This is a genomic window from Deltaproteobacteria bacterium (assembly GCA_026388545.1).
Classification (GTDB): Bacteria; Desulfobacterota; Syntrophia; order Syntrophales; family UBA2185; genus JAPLJS01.
Window position 1 is genome coordinate 1 of the sequence record JAPLJS010000117.1, and the last position, 13,361, is coordinate 13,361.

The 13,361-nt window shown below is 48.3% G+C and carries 16 protein-coding genes; 2 read left to right on the forward strand and 14 right to left on the reverse strand.

All coding sequences use genetic code 11. From position 1 onward, the window contains the following. Positions 1-91 precede the first annotated feature (91 nt). From pbpG to NTW12_15050, 10 genes are all read right to left on the reverse strand, one after another. Entirely contained in the window at positions 92-985 is an 894-nt protein-coding gene (gene pbpG / locus NTW12_15005) for a D-alanyl-D-alanine endopeptidase (protein MCX5847639.1), read from the reverse strand. Positions 986-1,237: 252 nt separating this feature from the next. Next, on the reverse strand, positions 1,238-1,465 hold the full coding sequence (locus NTW12_15010; protein MCX5847640.1) for a DUF3343 domain-containing protein: 228 nt from the start codon (positions 1,463-1,465) through the stop codon (positions 1,238-1,240). Next, positions 1,462-2,052, reverse strand: coding sequence for a sulfurtransferase-like selenium metabolism protein YedF (gene yedF / locus NTW12_15015; GenBank protein MCX5847641.1), 591 nt, complete (start codon positions 2,050-2,052; stop codon positions 1,462-1,464). The genes NTW12_15010 and yedF overlap by 4 nt, the downstream gene beginning before the upstream one ends. A gap of 74 nt (positions 2,053-2,126) precedes the next feature. Then, positions 2,127-3,284, reverse strand: coding sequence for an aminotransferase class V-fold PLP-dependent enzyme (locus NTW12_15020; GenBank protein MCX5847642.1), 1,158 nt, complete (start codon positions 3,282-3,284; stop codon positions 2,127-2,129). Between the two features lie 61 nt (positions 3,285-3,345). Further along, a complete protein-coding gene (locus tag NTW12_15025; protein MCX5847643.1) occupies positions 3,346-4,056 on the reverse strand; it encodes a DUF3047 domain-containing protein in 711 nt (236 codons plus the stop codon). Positions 4,057-4,077: 21 nt separating this feature from the next. Continuing rightward, complete coding sequence (gene arsS, locus NTW12_15030) at positions 4,078-5,040, reverse strand: arsenosugar biosynthesis radical SAM protein ArsS (protein ID MCX5847644.1); 963 nt, start codon at positions 5,038-5,040, stop codon at positions 4,078-4,080. Next, a complete protein-coding gene (locus tag NTW12_15035) occupies positions 5,037-6,773 on the reverse strand; it encodes a VTT domain-containing protein (protein MCX5847645.1) in 1,737 nt (578 codons plus the stop codon). Before NTW12_15035 ends, arsS begins: the two co-directional genes overlap by 4 nt. Before the next feature lie 7 nt (positions 6,774-6,780). Then, positions 6,781-7,290, reverse strand: coding sequence for a rhodanese-like domain-containing protein (locus NTW12_15040; protein ID MCX5847646.1), 510 nt, complete (start codon positions 7,288-7,290; stop codon positions 6,781-6,783). An 82-nt stretch (positions 7,291-7,372) separates the two neighbouring features. Further along, complete coding sequence (locus NTW12_15045) at positions 7,373-7,891, reverse strand: DoxX family membrane protein (protein MCX5847647.1); 519 nt, start codon at positions 7,889-7,891, stop codon at positions 7,373-7,375. A gap of 202 nt (positions 7,892-8,093) precedes the next feature. After that, positions 8,094-9,047 (reverse strand): selenium metabolism-associated LysR family transcriptional regulator, encoded by a 954-nt coding sequence (locus tag NTW12_15050; GenBank protein ID MCX5847648.1) that lies wholly within the window; start codon positions 9,045-9,047, stop codon positions 8,094-8,096. Between the two features lie 125 nt (positions 9,048-9,172). Between NTW12_15050 and selD the strand changes: the two genes are divergently transcribed. Together selD and NTW12_15060 are read left to right on the forward strand one after the other, a co-directional pair. Next, a complete protein-coding gene (gene selD / locus NTW12_15055) occupies positions 9,173-10,222 on the forward strand; it encodes a selenide, water dikinase SelD (protein MCX5847649.1) in 1,050 nt (349 codons plus the stop codon). After that, positions 10,219-11,265, forward strand: a complete 1,047-nt coding sequence (locus NTW12_15060; protein ID MCX5847650.1) for a hypothetical protein — start codon at positions 10,219-10,221, stop codon at positions 11,263-11,265. The genes selD and NTW12_15060 overlap by 4 nt, the downstream gene beginning before the upstream one ends. Before the next feature lie 117 nt (positions 11,266-11,382). On the opposite strand, the gene NTW12_15065 is transcribed toward NTW12_15060, so the two are convergent. The 4 genes from NTW12_15065 to NTW12_15080 all read right to left on the reverse strand — a co-directional run. Further along, positions 11,383-11,673, reverse strand: a complete 291-nt coding sequence (locus NTW12_15065; GenBank protein MCX5847651.1) for a hypothetical protein — start codon at positions 11,671-11,673, stop codon at positions 11,383-11,385. A gap of 291 nt (positions 11,674-11,964) precedes the next feature. Continuing rightward, positions 11,965-12,246: a zinc ribbon domain-containing protein gene (locus NTW12_15070; protein ID MCX5847652.1), complete on the reverse strand. Its 282-nt coding sequence runs from the start codon at positions 12,244-12,246 to the stop codon at positions 11,965-11,967. A 27-nt stretch (positions 12,247-12,273) separates the two neighbouring features. After that, positions 12,274-12,759: a hypothetical protein gene (locus NTW12_15075; protein ID MCX5847653.1), complete on the reverse strand. Its 486-nt coding sequence runs from the start codon at positions 12,757-12,759 to the stop codon at positions 12,274-12,276. 287 nt (positions 12,760-13,046) lie between these two features. Further along, on the reverse strand, positions 13,047-13,361 hold a 315-nt coding region (locus NTW12_15080), incomplete at its 5' end, for a D-alanine--D-alanine ligase (GenBank protein ID MCX5847654.1).

Genomic DNA, 13,361 nt, shown 5'->3' on the forward strand with positions numbered 1-13,361 from the left:
ACAGGATCGGAAAACATTCTGAGTAATGAGAAGAGCGGCAGGTCATGTGTATAGCTGTGAGTTTTCACGGGATACCTGATAAAAGACCTGGTCACCCTCTCTGTTTTTGCCGCGCCGCTGATGGTCCTTCCATCCACTTCTTAATGCGATTGGCGTCACCGTAACGGGTCAGTTTGCCTTGAGAATCGAGCAGCACAATCAGCACCGGGCGCTTGGCCACATGGGCCTGCATCACCAGGCACCGGCCTGCCTCATCGATGAAACCCGTCTTGGAGAGGCCGATCTGCCAGCGAGGGCTCCGGATCAAGCGATTGCTGTTACGAAATTCCCGTGAGCGGTAGCCTGTATTGATCGTGGCCTCTTTGCGGGTCGTGTATTCCCGGATAAGGCGATAGTGGTAGGCGGCGTCCACCATCCGCGCCAGGTCCCGCGCAGATGAGACGTTGCCGCTGGAGATCCCGGAGGGATCCTCGAAGCGCGTCTCGGCGAGTCCCAGTGACTGGGCCTTGACGTTCATGGTCGCAACGAATGCGCTGAGACCACCCGGATAAGTCCGCCCTAGAGCATGAGCAGCTCGGTTCTCGGAAGCCATCAAAGCCAGCAGCAGGGCATCTCCGCGCGTGAGACGGGTACCCACCCGCAGGCGAGAGCGGCTGTGGCGAAGGGTGTCAACGTCTTCGGGTGCGATGTTGAGCGATTCCTGGAGGTTCATTTTGGCATCCAACACCACCATGGCGGTCATGAGCTTGGTGATGGAGGCAATGGGCAATACTGCCTCTGCTTGTTTCTGAACCAGGCATTCACCTGTCTGTTGGTCCTCCACAAATGCGGAGGCGGAGCGCAGAACGAGCTTCTGGGGAGTCCAGTTGACCTTAGCGCGTGAATAGTTCTTATGGACAGCCTGGGATCTCGACGCTTCTGAGAATCCTATTGCCCCCGGTATCGCCAGTAACACCCCACTCAGAAGGATTACCAATATTACCATACTATATCGACGTGCCATACTCTCTCCGTGATTTGAAGATACCGAACCTCTATTTCACTGTAATCAATGACTCACAGGGGAATTCTATCCTTTTCCCACATGCTTTTGATTATAGCCGGGCAGATAGTTTTCTTCCGGTTCTCTAGGTTTAGATTTGCCTCTTCGTTTACTAAATTGTGCGCAGTCTTGCCATACATTTTTTTCAAAATGAGATTTTTTCTTTGATTGCATCGGCCATGTGCGGGAAATATATTACAGGGGGCGAATTTCGCGTATATCTACTTTACCGGCAAGGGCCTCTTCGATCCGTTTTCTGAGGTCTACAGTAAACCGGAGGCATATCCCGCAGTCTGAACTGATATGACGGGGAACGGGAATGAGCTTGTGGGAAATCCCCATTTCCTTGAGAATCATCTCCGACCGCAAGGCATGGTGGACGGAGTCGAACATGATGACGTGGTACTCCTCAATATCCGTCATGGAACGACCAGCCTCCCCGCACCGGCCATGGTTGATGCGATATCGTACATGTTGGAGATAACCCCGACGCTGAGATCTTTGGTGATGCCAAAATAATTCAAACAGGTGCCGCAGACGAGAATGGACACACCGGCGGCCTCGATTTTTTTGAGATCGTCAAGGACTTCTGACTCTTTCACTGTCAGCCTCACGCCGGTGTTGTAGAAAATAACCGTTTGCGGAAGGGGCTCCAGCGACAGCATGGTATGGATAAAACTCCTGATGAGGACATATCCCAATTCGTCATCTCCACGTCCCATGCGATCGGAAGATATCACAATAACCAGGGGACCTGTGGCGCAGCTTACATTGAGCGGCGCGGCTGTTCCCTTTCCCGCTTCCCGGGAGAGATGGATAAGAAAGGTCCCGTCCTCCTTCTTCTCCGTTTGCAGGGTGCAGCCCATAGTTGTACCCAACCGTCTGATATTTTCGACGGCCGGTTCGTTATCGACAACTACCGTTACTTTATTTTCCTGTTCCAGCGCTTTTTTCGTAAGAAGCACGGGCTGGGGACAGGCCAGGCCTTTCGCGTCAATGATTTGTATCATAAAAATGCCTCATTATAAATCAAACCGAGTTGTTAAATCAGTAGGACAGGCGAGACGCCTGTCCTACTGTATGGCTATTTTTTCTGCCCCTGCCGGCTAATTTGTTGCAGTGCGTCCAGGGCATAGCTGATCTCCTCTTCCGTGTTGAAATAGCCGAAGCTGAATCGTACCGTGCCCCCGGGGAATGTACCGATTGTCCTGTGGGCGGCGGGAGCGCAATGGAGGCCGGGCCTGCACATGATGCCGTATTGTTCATCAAGGGCAAAAGACGCCTCCGACGGTGTCATACCATCCAAGTTGAAGGACACAACGGAGATTTTGCGCGAAGTGTCACCCGGTCCGTAAATGTGGATGCCTCCGATGGATTTCAAGCCATCCAGAAAGTGTTGGGTCAGCATGGTTTCTCTGGCGCGGATGTTATCGACACCTCTTTCGAAGATATATTCCGCACCGGCGCCCAGTCCGGCGATCCCAACGCCGTTCGGTGTGCCGCTCTCGTATTTGTCGGGCATGAAGTCCGGTTGTTTCTCAAACTCCGAACGGCTGCCGGTACCTCCCACCATGAGCGGTTGAATCTCTTTCTCAAGTCCCTTTCTGATGTAGAGCCCTCCCGTTCCCTGGGGACCGTAGAGAGACTTATGGCCGGTAAAGGCCAAGAGGTCGATGTTCATTTCATCGACGTGAATCGGGATAACCCCCGCCGTCTGTGCTGCATCTATACAAAAAATAATGCCGTGATCACGGGTAATTTTCCCGACCTCACGGATGGGCATAATCGTTCCCGTTACATTGGATGCGTGGGTTAAAAAGACGGCCTTCGTATTTTTTTGTATGGCCGAAAGGATATCCTGCGGGTCAAGTTCCCCACGGGGGGAACACATGACGACCGATACTGCAACGCCCCTTTCTTCCAGGGCACGGAGGGGCCTCATTACCGAGTTATGCTCCATACTTGATGTGATAACGTGGTCACCTGGAGACAGGAGACCAAAGACGGCCAGATTCAGCGCCTCAGTGGCATTCTTCGTAAAGACGATCTGAAACACGTCATCAATTCCAAGCTGCCGGGAAAGTGCTTCCCTCGCGTCCAGAATTACCCTGCCTGCCTCAATGGATAAACGGTGACCAGAACGGCCGGGGCTTCCACCGGTCATCCTGCTGTATCGGTCCATGGCGTCATATGTCTCTTCCGGCTTCGGCCAGGAGGTGGCGGCATTGTCAAAATAGATCAGTTTCATGGTACGGTTCTTTAATTGTGATTGTTATGAAAACCCGCATTCCGGGAAAGGTGTTTCACTTGAACACCTCGATATAATCAACGTATGAGACAGCCATTTCTCCCGTGTTATCCGAGTCATTCATGATAGCGATGCCGGCTGTCGCCGGAGGTTCTTTACCGAAGGCTGCCCGGTAATCTTCCAGGATATTCACTGTTTCCTCGACCCAAATTCCAATCGCGTTTCGACCATTCTCAAGGATCACATTCTTCGCCCTGTCAGTGTATGGGCTGGTGATAATTCGTTCTTTGATCGGGTAACCTGTCCAGACGTAGTTCATTGTACTGTGAGGCGGATATTTCCCATAGAGAGTCTTGGCAATACCGTAGCTCAGCCGCTCTGAAATATCAGCCTGTTTCGGATCATACTGAAACATGACGTACACCCTTATCGGGTAATCATCCCCTGATTTGTCTCGGATATTCCCATTTTTATACACATTGTCTACCTTCCACCTCCAGCGCATTAGGGGATACTCATAGACATTGAATGTTTGTCGGTAAATGATAGCCGAGGCGGAAGCGTGACTTTCCGCTCTCAGAAAAGAATGTTTTCCCTCAGCGACGATAGTATAGGTTGAGTGTTTCTTAATTTTGGGAAAAGTGAGGGGTTTCCAATTGGAGAGGGTGTTAAAATCCTCACGGAAAAGAACCTGCTTGTTTTCGGCAAGAACCGGAGTGACTGATAAGGCGATAAAGAATATCAGGACAAACTTCCAAAATCTCATAATTGAGAATACCTCAATTTTCTATTTACACTCAATCAATGATCCCGCACATGATGATCCGGCTCCGGCTGTGCAACCGAAACAATGGATGCCGGTTACTATCTCACGGCTGCTCAGTAGCGCATGATCGAATGTTTCGATTCTGTGTGGTGCGCTATGATTGACCGTCAGGCCGAGAGCAAGATTAAAATCGCAGTCGTATATGGTCCCGTCCCAGTCGATGCTTATCTGATGGCGGCACATCAAACCGGCAACCGTTGATGGATTGAATGCTGTTTTGAGCATGGACATGTATGCTTCACTTTGTTCGTGATGTTCGAGATGCCACCGGAATCGCCCCAGCGGCATATTTGTCAACACCAAAAGCCGGTTAAACGAGATATCGAAACGTGCCTTTAACTCCTGACGATACATCTTCTCGAGAACGGATTGATCGGGAGGCAGAAAGGCGCCGCCGGGATTGAACACAAGGTTCAGGGGAAGCCTCTCTTCGATCCCGTAGCCTTCCTGATTGAGAAGGCGTAAAGCATCAACACTCTTTTGGTAAACATCAGCCCCTCGCTGCGCATTGACATTTTCCTCCAAATAACAGGGCAGTGATCCGACGAGGTGAATTTCCTTTTCTCTTAGAAATGGGATGATCTCTTTTACGGATGGTTCCGTGAGAACCGTCAGATTCGTGCGAATTTGAACCGTTTGTCCTTCGTCCCGTAATGCTGACAGGAAGCGCTTGAAATCTGGATGTAATTCAGGAGAACCCCCGGTGATATCGACCAGTTGGAACATATTCCGACCCGTCAATTCCAGGATCTTTTCCATGATACGCCAGGGCATCATTTCTGTCCGCCCGGGCGAGCATTCCAGGTGACAATGTGTGCAGGCCAGATTGCAATGACGGCCGACATTGATCTGAAGTATGCCGATTTCCTGGCTCTTCAATCCTTCGGGGTGAATTTTCCTGATCCTTGCATCGAATTCGTTCATTGCTGAAGGGTCCTTTCTTCTGAATCTTTTTCAATAGAAGAATTTTGCGTTGACATTATCTTACGGAAATATGGTTTAAATGCAAGGGGTAAGAGCAGGGCTGAAGCAGCAATAAGAATGCCGATGATCAATCCTTTGATACTGCCCTTCAGAATAAGTTCTCCGAGGGAGCTGCCGAAGGCAACGAAAGCGACACAAGCAGGCAACATAAAGACGAAGGTGCTCCAGAGATAATGCCGAAAAGGAATCGGCGTAATCCCAAAGAGATAATTGAGGACATTAAAGGGAAAAACGGGAATAAGCCTTGTAAAGGCAACGGCCTTCCATCCATGCCTTTCAACCTGCGTCTGCAGCCATTGCCACCTCTCCGGCGAAAATCCGGCTTTAACCGTGCCGCCGAAAAGATAACGGGCCAGCAGAAAGGAAACACAGGCGCCCGCTGTTGCACTCGTGATGGAGAGAACAACGCCCCAGAATGGTCCCCATAGAAATCCCGCGGCCAGGGTCAGGGGGATACTGGGGAGAAAGAGGGCCGGCGCTATGGCATAGATACTGATAAAAATGAGCGGTGCTGCTACCGGATAACTTTTCAGCGTATCAAAAATCAACTCGGCGGAAAAGTATCCCTGATTACCCAGGTAAACGGAAAGGACGATCAATATTACGACAGCGAGCCCCGCAAGAAACCTTTTACTCTTGATCTGCTGCAAAAATGAAAGAAGAAACCTGTTGATCCAGCTTCGAAGCGATGAGACCGGTTTCTGAAGCGGCGTGATGCCCGGCAGGAATTCGAGGATGTGGAAGGAGTTTTTACCCTTCGGCATAAAACGGTTCTTGCAGCCCGTACAGTATGTGACGATGGGATTTTCTCCCGATGCCTGAATTATCCTGTCGGTGAATTGTTCGGCCAGGGTTGGGGATAAAGTCGCTAATCCACCGCCGTAGCCACAGCACAGAGATTCTCGAGAATCAACAATTGCCTGATCCTGCCGATCAAACAATTCTCTTGTTGTCTGCCTGATAGTTTCCGATTGAAAAGATGGGCATGGGTGGTGGAGATATATGTGTTTCTCTAATTCGAATTCAAATGCATCCCGTGGCAGGACTTCAAGGATGTGTTCGACCTTTATGTCTTTAATAAATAGTGAAAAAATCTTCTGGCAGTTTGGGCAGCCGGTAATCACACGGGAAATATTGTGACTTTTAAGCCTTGCTCGGATGCTTTTGATGGCCGTGCCGGCTGTGGTTACATCACCGAACTGATACACAGGGTCATAGCAGCAATCAAGTACCATGCCGACTTTGGTACCAAGGTGTTCACTGAGGATTCCAATGATCTTTCTGGCGACATCCGGATACATGCCGGCAAGGCCGCATCCGGGCCAGAAGACAGTGTCTGCAGCTGAATAAGAGACAAACGGGAAATGATGTCCGGTATCAGCAAAGCCGCGAGCCCCTTTAAGAGCTTGCCGGACTGTGTCGGGAATGTTCCCTGCCCGGATCAGGTCGCACTTGGTTTGAAAAAGGGACTCTGCCGGAGAAAGACCTGAGGGACATCTGCTGACGCATCCACCACAGTTCGTACACAAAAAGACATCCTGGGGATGACCGGCGATTATTGAATCCGGGGTTCCGTATGCCTGGAGAAAAGGACAGGATGTGGCGCAGGAGCCACATCCTGTGCAGGCTGTGCAGGCATCAAGAAATGCCTCTACGCTTTGAGAATGTTCCATTCATTCCTTATTTGACTTTTCCAACCGGATAATCCGCCTCGTCCCATGCCTTGATGCCGCCGGGGTGACGGTAGATATTTTTATAACCAAGCTTTACGGCCCACATGGCCCCATTATGGCTGCGGGTGCATTTGACGAAACCACAGTAAAAGACAATGAGTCTGTTCTTATCCGGTCCAAGCAGCTTTTCAATGTCCACTTTGGTTTTATCATCCAGTGATTTCATTTCCGGAATCGGGAATACCATGCTGACAGCTCCGGGTATGTGCTGCTTCACGTAACTGTCCGCGTAAGGCATGGTGTCGACAATCAACATGCTCTTCTTCTGGTCGATCCACCCTTTCAGCTCCTGTGTGGTCACAATACCGTAGCTCCCCCGGGCGACCTCGCGTACGAGGTTTACGGCGATCTTCTCCGTTTCCAGTTCCTTGGCGCCCCAGGCAGCGAGGCTGGTGCCGGCAAATCCGATTACGAACATGGCACAAATTAAAATTGCTAACAAACCTTTCCTCTTCATGATGTCTTACATACCTCCTTGGTTTTGAATTGTCTGTAAAAAAATTTCACAATATTCCTTAAATAATCGTAGAATCAAATCCTTAAGCTATTTCAATCTTCCCATGTGTATCTTCGTCATTAGTTGGGTTTGAATTGTGAAGGAAGCATTGGCGGAGCCGACGGGACAGATACAGGTACGGTATTATAATCCCGATCAGTGCCAGATCCCGGTAAAAGACATGGCGAAGGCTATCCTGCGCGGCCAGTTCATCGGCTCCGAAACAGCCGCAATCCACGTTCAGATCCTTCAGGATTCCAAATCCTAAAACAAAGACAAATAACCCCAGCAGGCCGGAAATAACGGCCAGGCTGCCCCGAATATCGAAAAGAAGCCCGATACCGGCAACCATCTCCAGAAGCGGCAGGCCGATGGCTACGACAGGCAGGAATACATCCGGTACGATATCGTAGGACGAGAGGGTACGGGCAAACGCCTTCGGGTCAAGGAGTTTGATCACACCGCCGTAAATGAACAGGGCGGCAAGAGCAACACGTATAATCTGGTACAACAATGGCGAGGCTAAAATGCCCCTCGTGGAGGCAACAATCCTTCTGAACAATATTTCCTGTTTCCTTAATAATAAATTTGTCCTTCCCGATTACGCGCCAGGTAGCGGGTAGTGGTTATATAATTATTATGAATAAGTCAAATTCAGATACGCTATAATTCAGTATAATTTATTCTTATTTGTTATAGGGAAAGCTGACAATATCGATTTTCGAAGTGAGATATCCGGATGGAAATGTATTGATTTTCTTTAATCAGGCGAAGGGGTGGCCGCCTGTTTCTTCCTCGAAGGGAGAATATCCCTTCACAAGGTCTAAAAAGCGCCTGTGGTATTTCATTAAGGGAAATTGCTTTTTGTAGATAAGATAAAAATGTCTCTCCATGCTGCAATTGCTCACATTGACGACTGTCAGTAAACCTTGCGATAATTCCCGTTTGATGGCAAAGATAGACAGGATCGAAACACCTAAGCCCGCCAGGATGGCCTCCTTCACAGCTTCGGAACTCCCCATTTCACAAATAACGTTGAACCGGGACAGGCTTGTACCCAGATGACTTTGAAGGCATTCCTCGACAATATCACGTGTTGCCGATCCCTTTTCCCGAAGGATGAAAGGAGTTTTAGTAAGTTCTTCCACAGTCACGGTTCCACGTTCTGTAAGATGGTGGTGAACAGGGGCAGCAACGACCAGATGGTCCTTCCATAGACGCTCCACAATCAGCTTCTTGTTTAACGGTTCTTTTCCGATAAATCCCATTTCTGCCTGGTCGTTCAAAACAATTTGCAGTGTTTCCTCGCTGTCGTGCATCTGCATATGCACCTGTATGTCATGGTGCGTCTGTTTCAGGTGGCTCAGGAAGTGGGGAAGGATGTACGTGGCCGGTATGGTGCTGGCGGATACATAGATATGACCCGATTCCTGATCTTTGATCCGTCCGATGCGTTCTTTGGCATCCTCCCGCAAGCGGACAGTCCGTTTTGCGTAATCATAGATAACCTGACCTTCCGGTGTGAGAGAAATACCCGTACTACCTCGGTTGACCAATCGTGTCCCTACCGCCTCTTCAAGGTTCTGTATCTGCTTGGTCAGAGACGGCTGTGAAAGAAAGAGTTTTCCGGCTGCTCTGGTGAAACTGCCTGCTTCAATTAAGGCAATGAGAACTTCCAGTTGCTGGATGGTAATATCCTTAAACGTATCGTAGCTCATAGCTGTTAACTATCATAATCACTCATTACAATCAAATCCGGAGTTTCGGATATTTTCCAACGTTTATTTCCGGTCATAACACAAACCATTGACGCGTTTGACCAATTACTGTAGGATGCACGGCCATGGAAGAAGAAAGAATTCGTCTCACTGAGACGGTTCACGGGGCCGGTTGAGCCTGCAAGATCGGTCCGGGCGACCTGAGTGAAGCATTGCGAGATTTGCCGTTGATTTCAGATCCGAATTTAATCGTTGGGATGGAGCATTCGGAAGACGCGGGGGTTTATAAACTCCGTGACGATCTGGCAATTATCCAGACTGTGGATTTTTTTACGCCCATCGTGGATGATCCCTACACCTTCGGTCAGATCGCTGTAACGAATGCCCTTGGCGATGTCTATGCCATGGGCGGAAGGCCGCTTACGGCAATGAATATTGTCTGCTTTCCGGTGAAAAAGATGGATATCTCCATCCTTCGCCGGATTCTTCAGGGCGGACTTGATAAAATGAAGGAAGCCGGCGTGCTTCTCTTAGGAGGGCACAGTGTTGAAGATGATGAATTGAAGTACGGGCTTTCAGTGACCGGTGTGATTCACCCCGATAAAGTCCTGCTCAACAGAGGCGCAAGGGCGGGTGACAAACTGATTCTCACCAAACCGTTAGGAACCGGTATTGTCAGTACAGCGCTGAAGGGCGGGTTGGCCAACGAGGCACTCGTAGCGAAGTCAACAAAGTATATGACCGCCCTGAACAAGAGTGCGGCAGAGCTCATGAAGGAAATGCCTGATGTTCATGCCTGTACCGACATCACCGGATTCGGATTCCTTGGTCATGCCTGTGAAATGGTAGAAGATTCAGACGTGGGCATGATGATTCGCGCATCTTCCGTTCCTTTTTTCCCCGAAATTCAAGAGTTTGTCGAAATGGGAATTGTGCCGGGGGGGCTGCACCGGAACCGGCAGTATCGCGCAAAATTGATAGAGGTTGATCCGGATTGTCCCGGGTGGATGGTGGATATCCTCTTCGATCCGCAAACTGCCGGAGGGCTGCTTATTGCCTTGCCCGAAAGCCAGGCGGAGGCCTTAATCAGGAAGATGCATTCAAATGGCATCGCTGCGGCGGCTATTGTTGGTGAAATTATTACGGAGCCTAAAGGGAAGGTTCGTGTCATATGAAGCGTATTGAATCGTCTCTCATTAAAGAGGAGACCTTGCACAACATTATCAAGCTGAAATCCATGGTCCGAAAAGATGATGCTCTCGCCATTCTCATGTACGGCAGTCCCGACCCTGATGCTGTAGCGTCGGCCATGGCGCTTCAGGAACTCCTGAGACAGATAGCCGGGCTTTCGAAATGTACATTCATCGCTACAGAGCCCGTTGCCCGCCAGCAGAATGTTGAATTCATCCGGGCAATGAAGGTTGACATTCGCCTTTTGAGAGATATTGACCTCAAGGCATACCGTTTGAGAGCCCTTGTTGATGCTCAGCCGACTTTTTTCGGAGAAGCTCTCGAAGGTGTTCCCCCGCAAATCGTTTTTGATCATCACCCGTGCACAACTGTATGGCATGCTGAACTGGCGGATATCCGGGATAACTACGGCGCCCTATCTACAATGATGACGGAATATCTCCTTGGTGCGAAAGTAAAAATTCCTAAAAAAATTCATACAGCGCTGCTTTACGGAATTAAGTCCGATACAAACAATTTAGAGCGGGATGTTGTTCTCGAAGATATCAGTGCGTATTACCTGAATTTTACCCGCGCCAACCGGCAAATGATCCGGCGCATTGAGATGAACCAGATACCCGAACGCTTTTTGAAGTACTTTAATCATGCGTACTACACAAGGAGGCGCTATCGCGACAGGATCATCAGCTTTTTAGGCAAAGTTGATAGTGTCGATGCCTGTGTACAGGTAGCAGATTTTTTTCTCAGGCTTATCGACATTTATTACGTCATTGTTGCCGGAATCGTTAAAGAGAGACTTATCATCATCTTCAGAGGGGATGGATACCGCCAGGATTGCGGGTCAATTGCTAAGAAGGCGTTTGCAAACTATGGAAATGCTGGTGGTCATAGGAGTGCAGCCCGGGTGGAAATTCCCATCGAAACGATCAAAGAGGTTTTGCACAATGATATTTCCCAGGAAGCGATTGATCACTTCCTCATGCAGCGCCTTCGCGGGAAACGCAAATTCAAAAACAGTATTAAGTGATGCGGGGGGAAACCAACTCCTCATGACATTTCCTGGGAGGCAGGTTTTATACCTTTTCATGAAAATAAAATTTTAAATGTACAATTTTCGAACTGAGCCGTAAAAGGCGAAAAGTGGTCAGTAACTGAGATATTCGTAATGATGGGGATGCCTTGGACCCTTTAATGCCTTCTCCACACTTTCTACACAAACAATAACCAGATCGTTATATATGTATGCTTGCCCACTGGCATGCGATGAATCGCCGTTTCCTTTGTGAGCCTCTATTGTATAAACAATCGGGTCGCCCATTTTTTTCTTGTCGGAAATAGTAATCTCTTCTTTGGAAAAGATCATATCTTCGGTTCGACGCAATGCCTCGATAAATGCTCGACGTGCCCGTACATCATCGGTAATGATAGGTTCCACGTTCGTATCCTCCATTTTTTATTTACGTCTCACGAAAAAGGTATCTGACTAAAAGAAGTGTTAGACAAATAGTTCAGCATTAATACAACAATGTATGACAATAAGCAATATTAAAAAATTATCAGTATAATACGAGTATAAACCTCGTATTATAAAATGGAGAGCAGGTGGGATAAGCGTTTTCGTTTTTTTGTTTTTCAAACGAAGCTTAGTCCTGATAATTTCATTGACATAAAAATGGTGACATCCATCTAATGGAAGCCACCATTTTTAAGAAAGCTTTTTAATTCTTTAAACTTCCGTACTTGCTTTCGGAGCCGATTCCGTCTTTACGGATTCGGTTGTCTCGGTTTTTCCTGCATCATCTTTTTTCGCTTCACTTACCGGCGCCTTCTTTCCACCGTAGTCGGTGACGTACCATCCTGTGCCCTTCAGATGGAAAGATGAAACAGAAATAAGCTTATGAACGGGGCCTCTACAAAATTTGCAACTCTTGACGGCCGGATCAGAAATTTTTTGGAACAGCTCATATTCTTTTCCACACTTCCTGCATTTATATTCATAAATCGGCATAGAAACCCTCCACCAATAAATATTTTTTCAATTAAAAAGATCTCCTATTTTATATCGGTTGCTGAAGCAATCGAGAATCAGTTTGAGATCAGGAGAAATGGAAGACTGAAGCATATCTCTCGTGAGGGTATGCACTTTATCTTCTTCCCGTTCTTTTTCTTCCCGCGAGGCGTCGAAATCAATTTCTCTGGCTTCGAACCGTATGATGTGGACAAGCTCGTGGGCAGCAATATATAACAGCAAAGGGTTCAGTCTAATGAAAGAATGTCCCCTCTCAACGGCATCTAAAATCCGGTTATCCTGAAGACAGATCCTGTAAAAGTAAAAATCACCCGATTGATTGGTGTTTTCTTCTTTTTTATAGTGGTACTTGCATAAGTGGGCGAATGCACCATTTTTCACTTCGTGTTCTTCAAGATAAGCGAGGGTCTTCACATCATAGCGGTAATTCTTCATCTCGTCACGACTCATACGGAAATACTGTCCCGCCAGATTCTCTGCGTGCTGAAACATATTATTTGCAAGAGACCTCTGTAGTGGGTTAAAATGCATCGTGACACCATTTACTTAAGTAGAGTAACCCTCGAAAGTTGGTCTTAATATAGTCATTTTTCCGGCACTGTCAATGTTTTTTATGAGACGGTTTACTTGGGAATTGGTGTCGATGTGAGGAGATATTTAAGGTCCTCATCCTCAAATCGAATTGCGAGACCCGCGAAAGGTGATCGGTTACCCTGGTTGCTGATAAAATCGTCCCAGCCGGCAGTAAGATAGAGATGCTTGAACAGCCTGTATTCCGCTTATAGCGGTCCTTTTTTTTTCGTGTGCACCTTCAGGGCTGAATCGACGATCCTGTCTATCAACTCTGTCTGGGTAATTCCGGAGGCTGCTGCCTGGTGGAAAAGAACGGTGGAGGGGGTCATCCCGGGGAGGGTATTCGGTTCAAGCACAGCCACCCGTCCGTCTTTTCTGACAAACATGTCGATTCTTGCATACCCTTTCAGGTCGAGGGCATTGAAAGTCTGAACGGCAACATCCTGTATTTTTTTCAATATATCATCTGGCACTCTGGCGGGGGTTTTGTTTTCACCCTGACCGTAGAGAAACTTGTCTTC

Coding starts and splice junctions, on each gene's coding strand:
- yedF (MCX5847641.1), bottom strand. CDS start 2,052: ATGATACAAATCATTGACGCGAAAGGCCTGGCCTGTCCCCAGCCCGTG.
- arsS (MCX5847644.1), bottom strand. CDS start 5,040: ATGAACGAATTCGATGCAAGGATCAGGAAAATTCACCCCGAAGGATTG.
- NTW12_15025 (MCX5847643.1), bottom strand. CDS start 4,056: ATGAGATTTTGGAAGTTTGTCCTGATATTCTTTATCGCCTTATCAGTC.
- NTW12_15035 (MCX5847645.1), bottom strand. CDS start 6,773: ATGGAACATTCTCAAAGCGTAGAGGCATTTCTTGATGCCTGCACAGCC.
- pbpG (MCX5847639.1), bottom strand. CDS start 985: ATGGTAATATTGGTAATCCTTCTGAGTGGGGTGTTACTGGCGATACCG.
- NTW12_15070 (MCX5847652.1), bottom strand. CDS start 12,246: ATGCCGATTTATGAATATAAATGCAGGAAGTGTGGAAAAGAATATGAG.
- NTW12_15050 (MCX5847648.1), bottom strand. CDS start 9,047: ATGAGCTACGATACGTTTAAGGATATTACCATCCAGCAACTGGAAGTT.
- NTW12_15010 (MCX5847640.1), bottom strand. CDS start 1,465: ATGACGGATATTGAGGAGTACCACGTCATCATGTTCGACTCCGTCCAC.
- NTW12_15040 (MCX5847646.1), bottom strand. CDS start 7,290: ATGAAGAGGAAAGGTTTGTTAGCAATTTTAATTTGTGCCATGTTCGTA.
- NTW12_15060 (MCX5847650.1), top strand. CDS start 10,219: ATGAAGCGTATTGAATCGTCTCTCATTAAAGAGGAGACCTTGCACAAC.
- NTW12_15075 (MCX5847653.1), bottom strand. CDS start 12,759: ATGTTTCAGCACGCAGAGAATCTGGCGGGACAGTATTTCCGTATGAGT.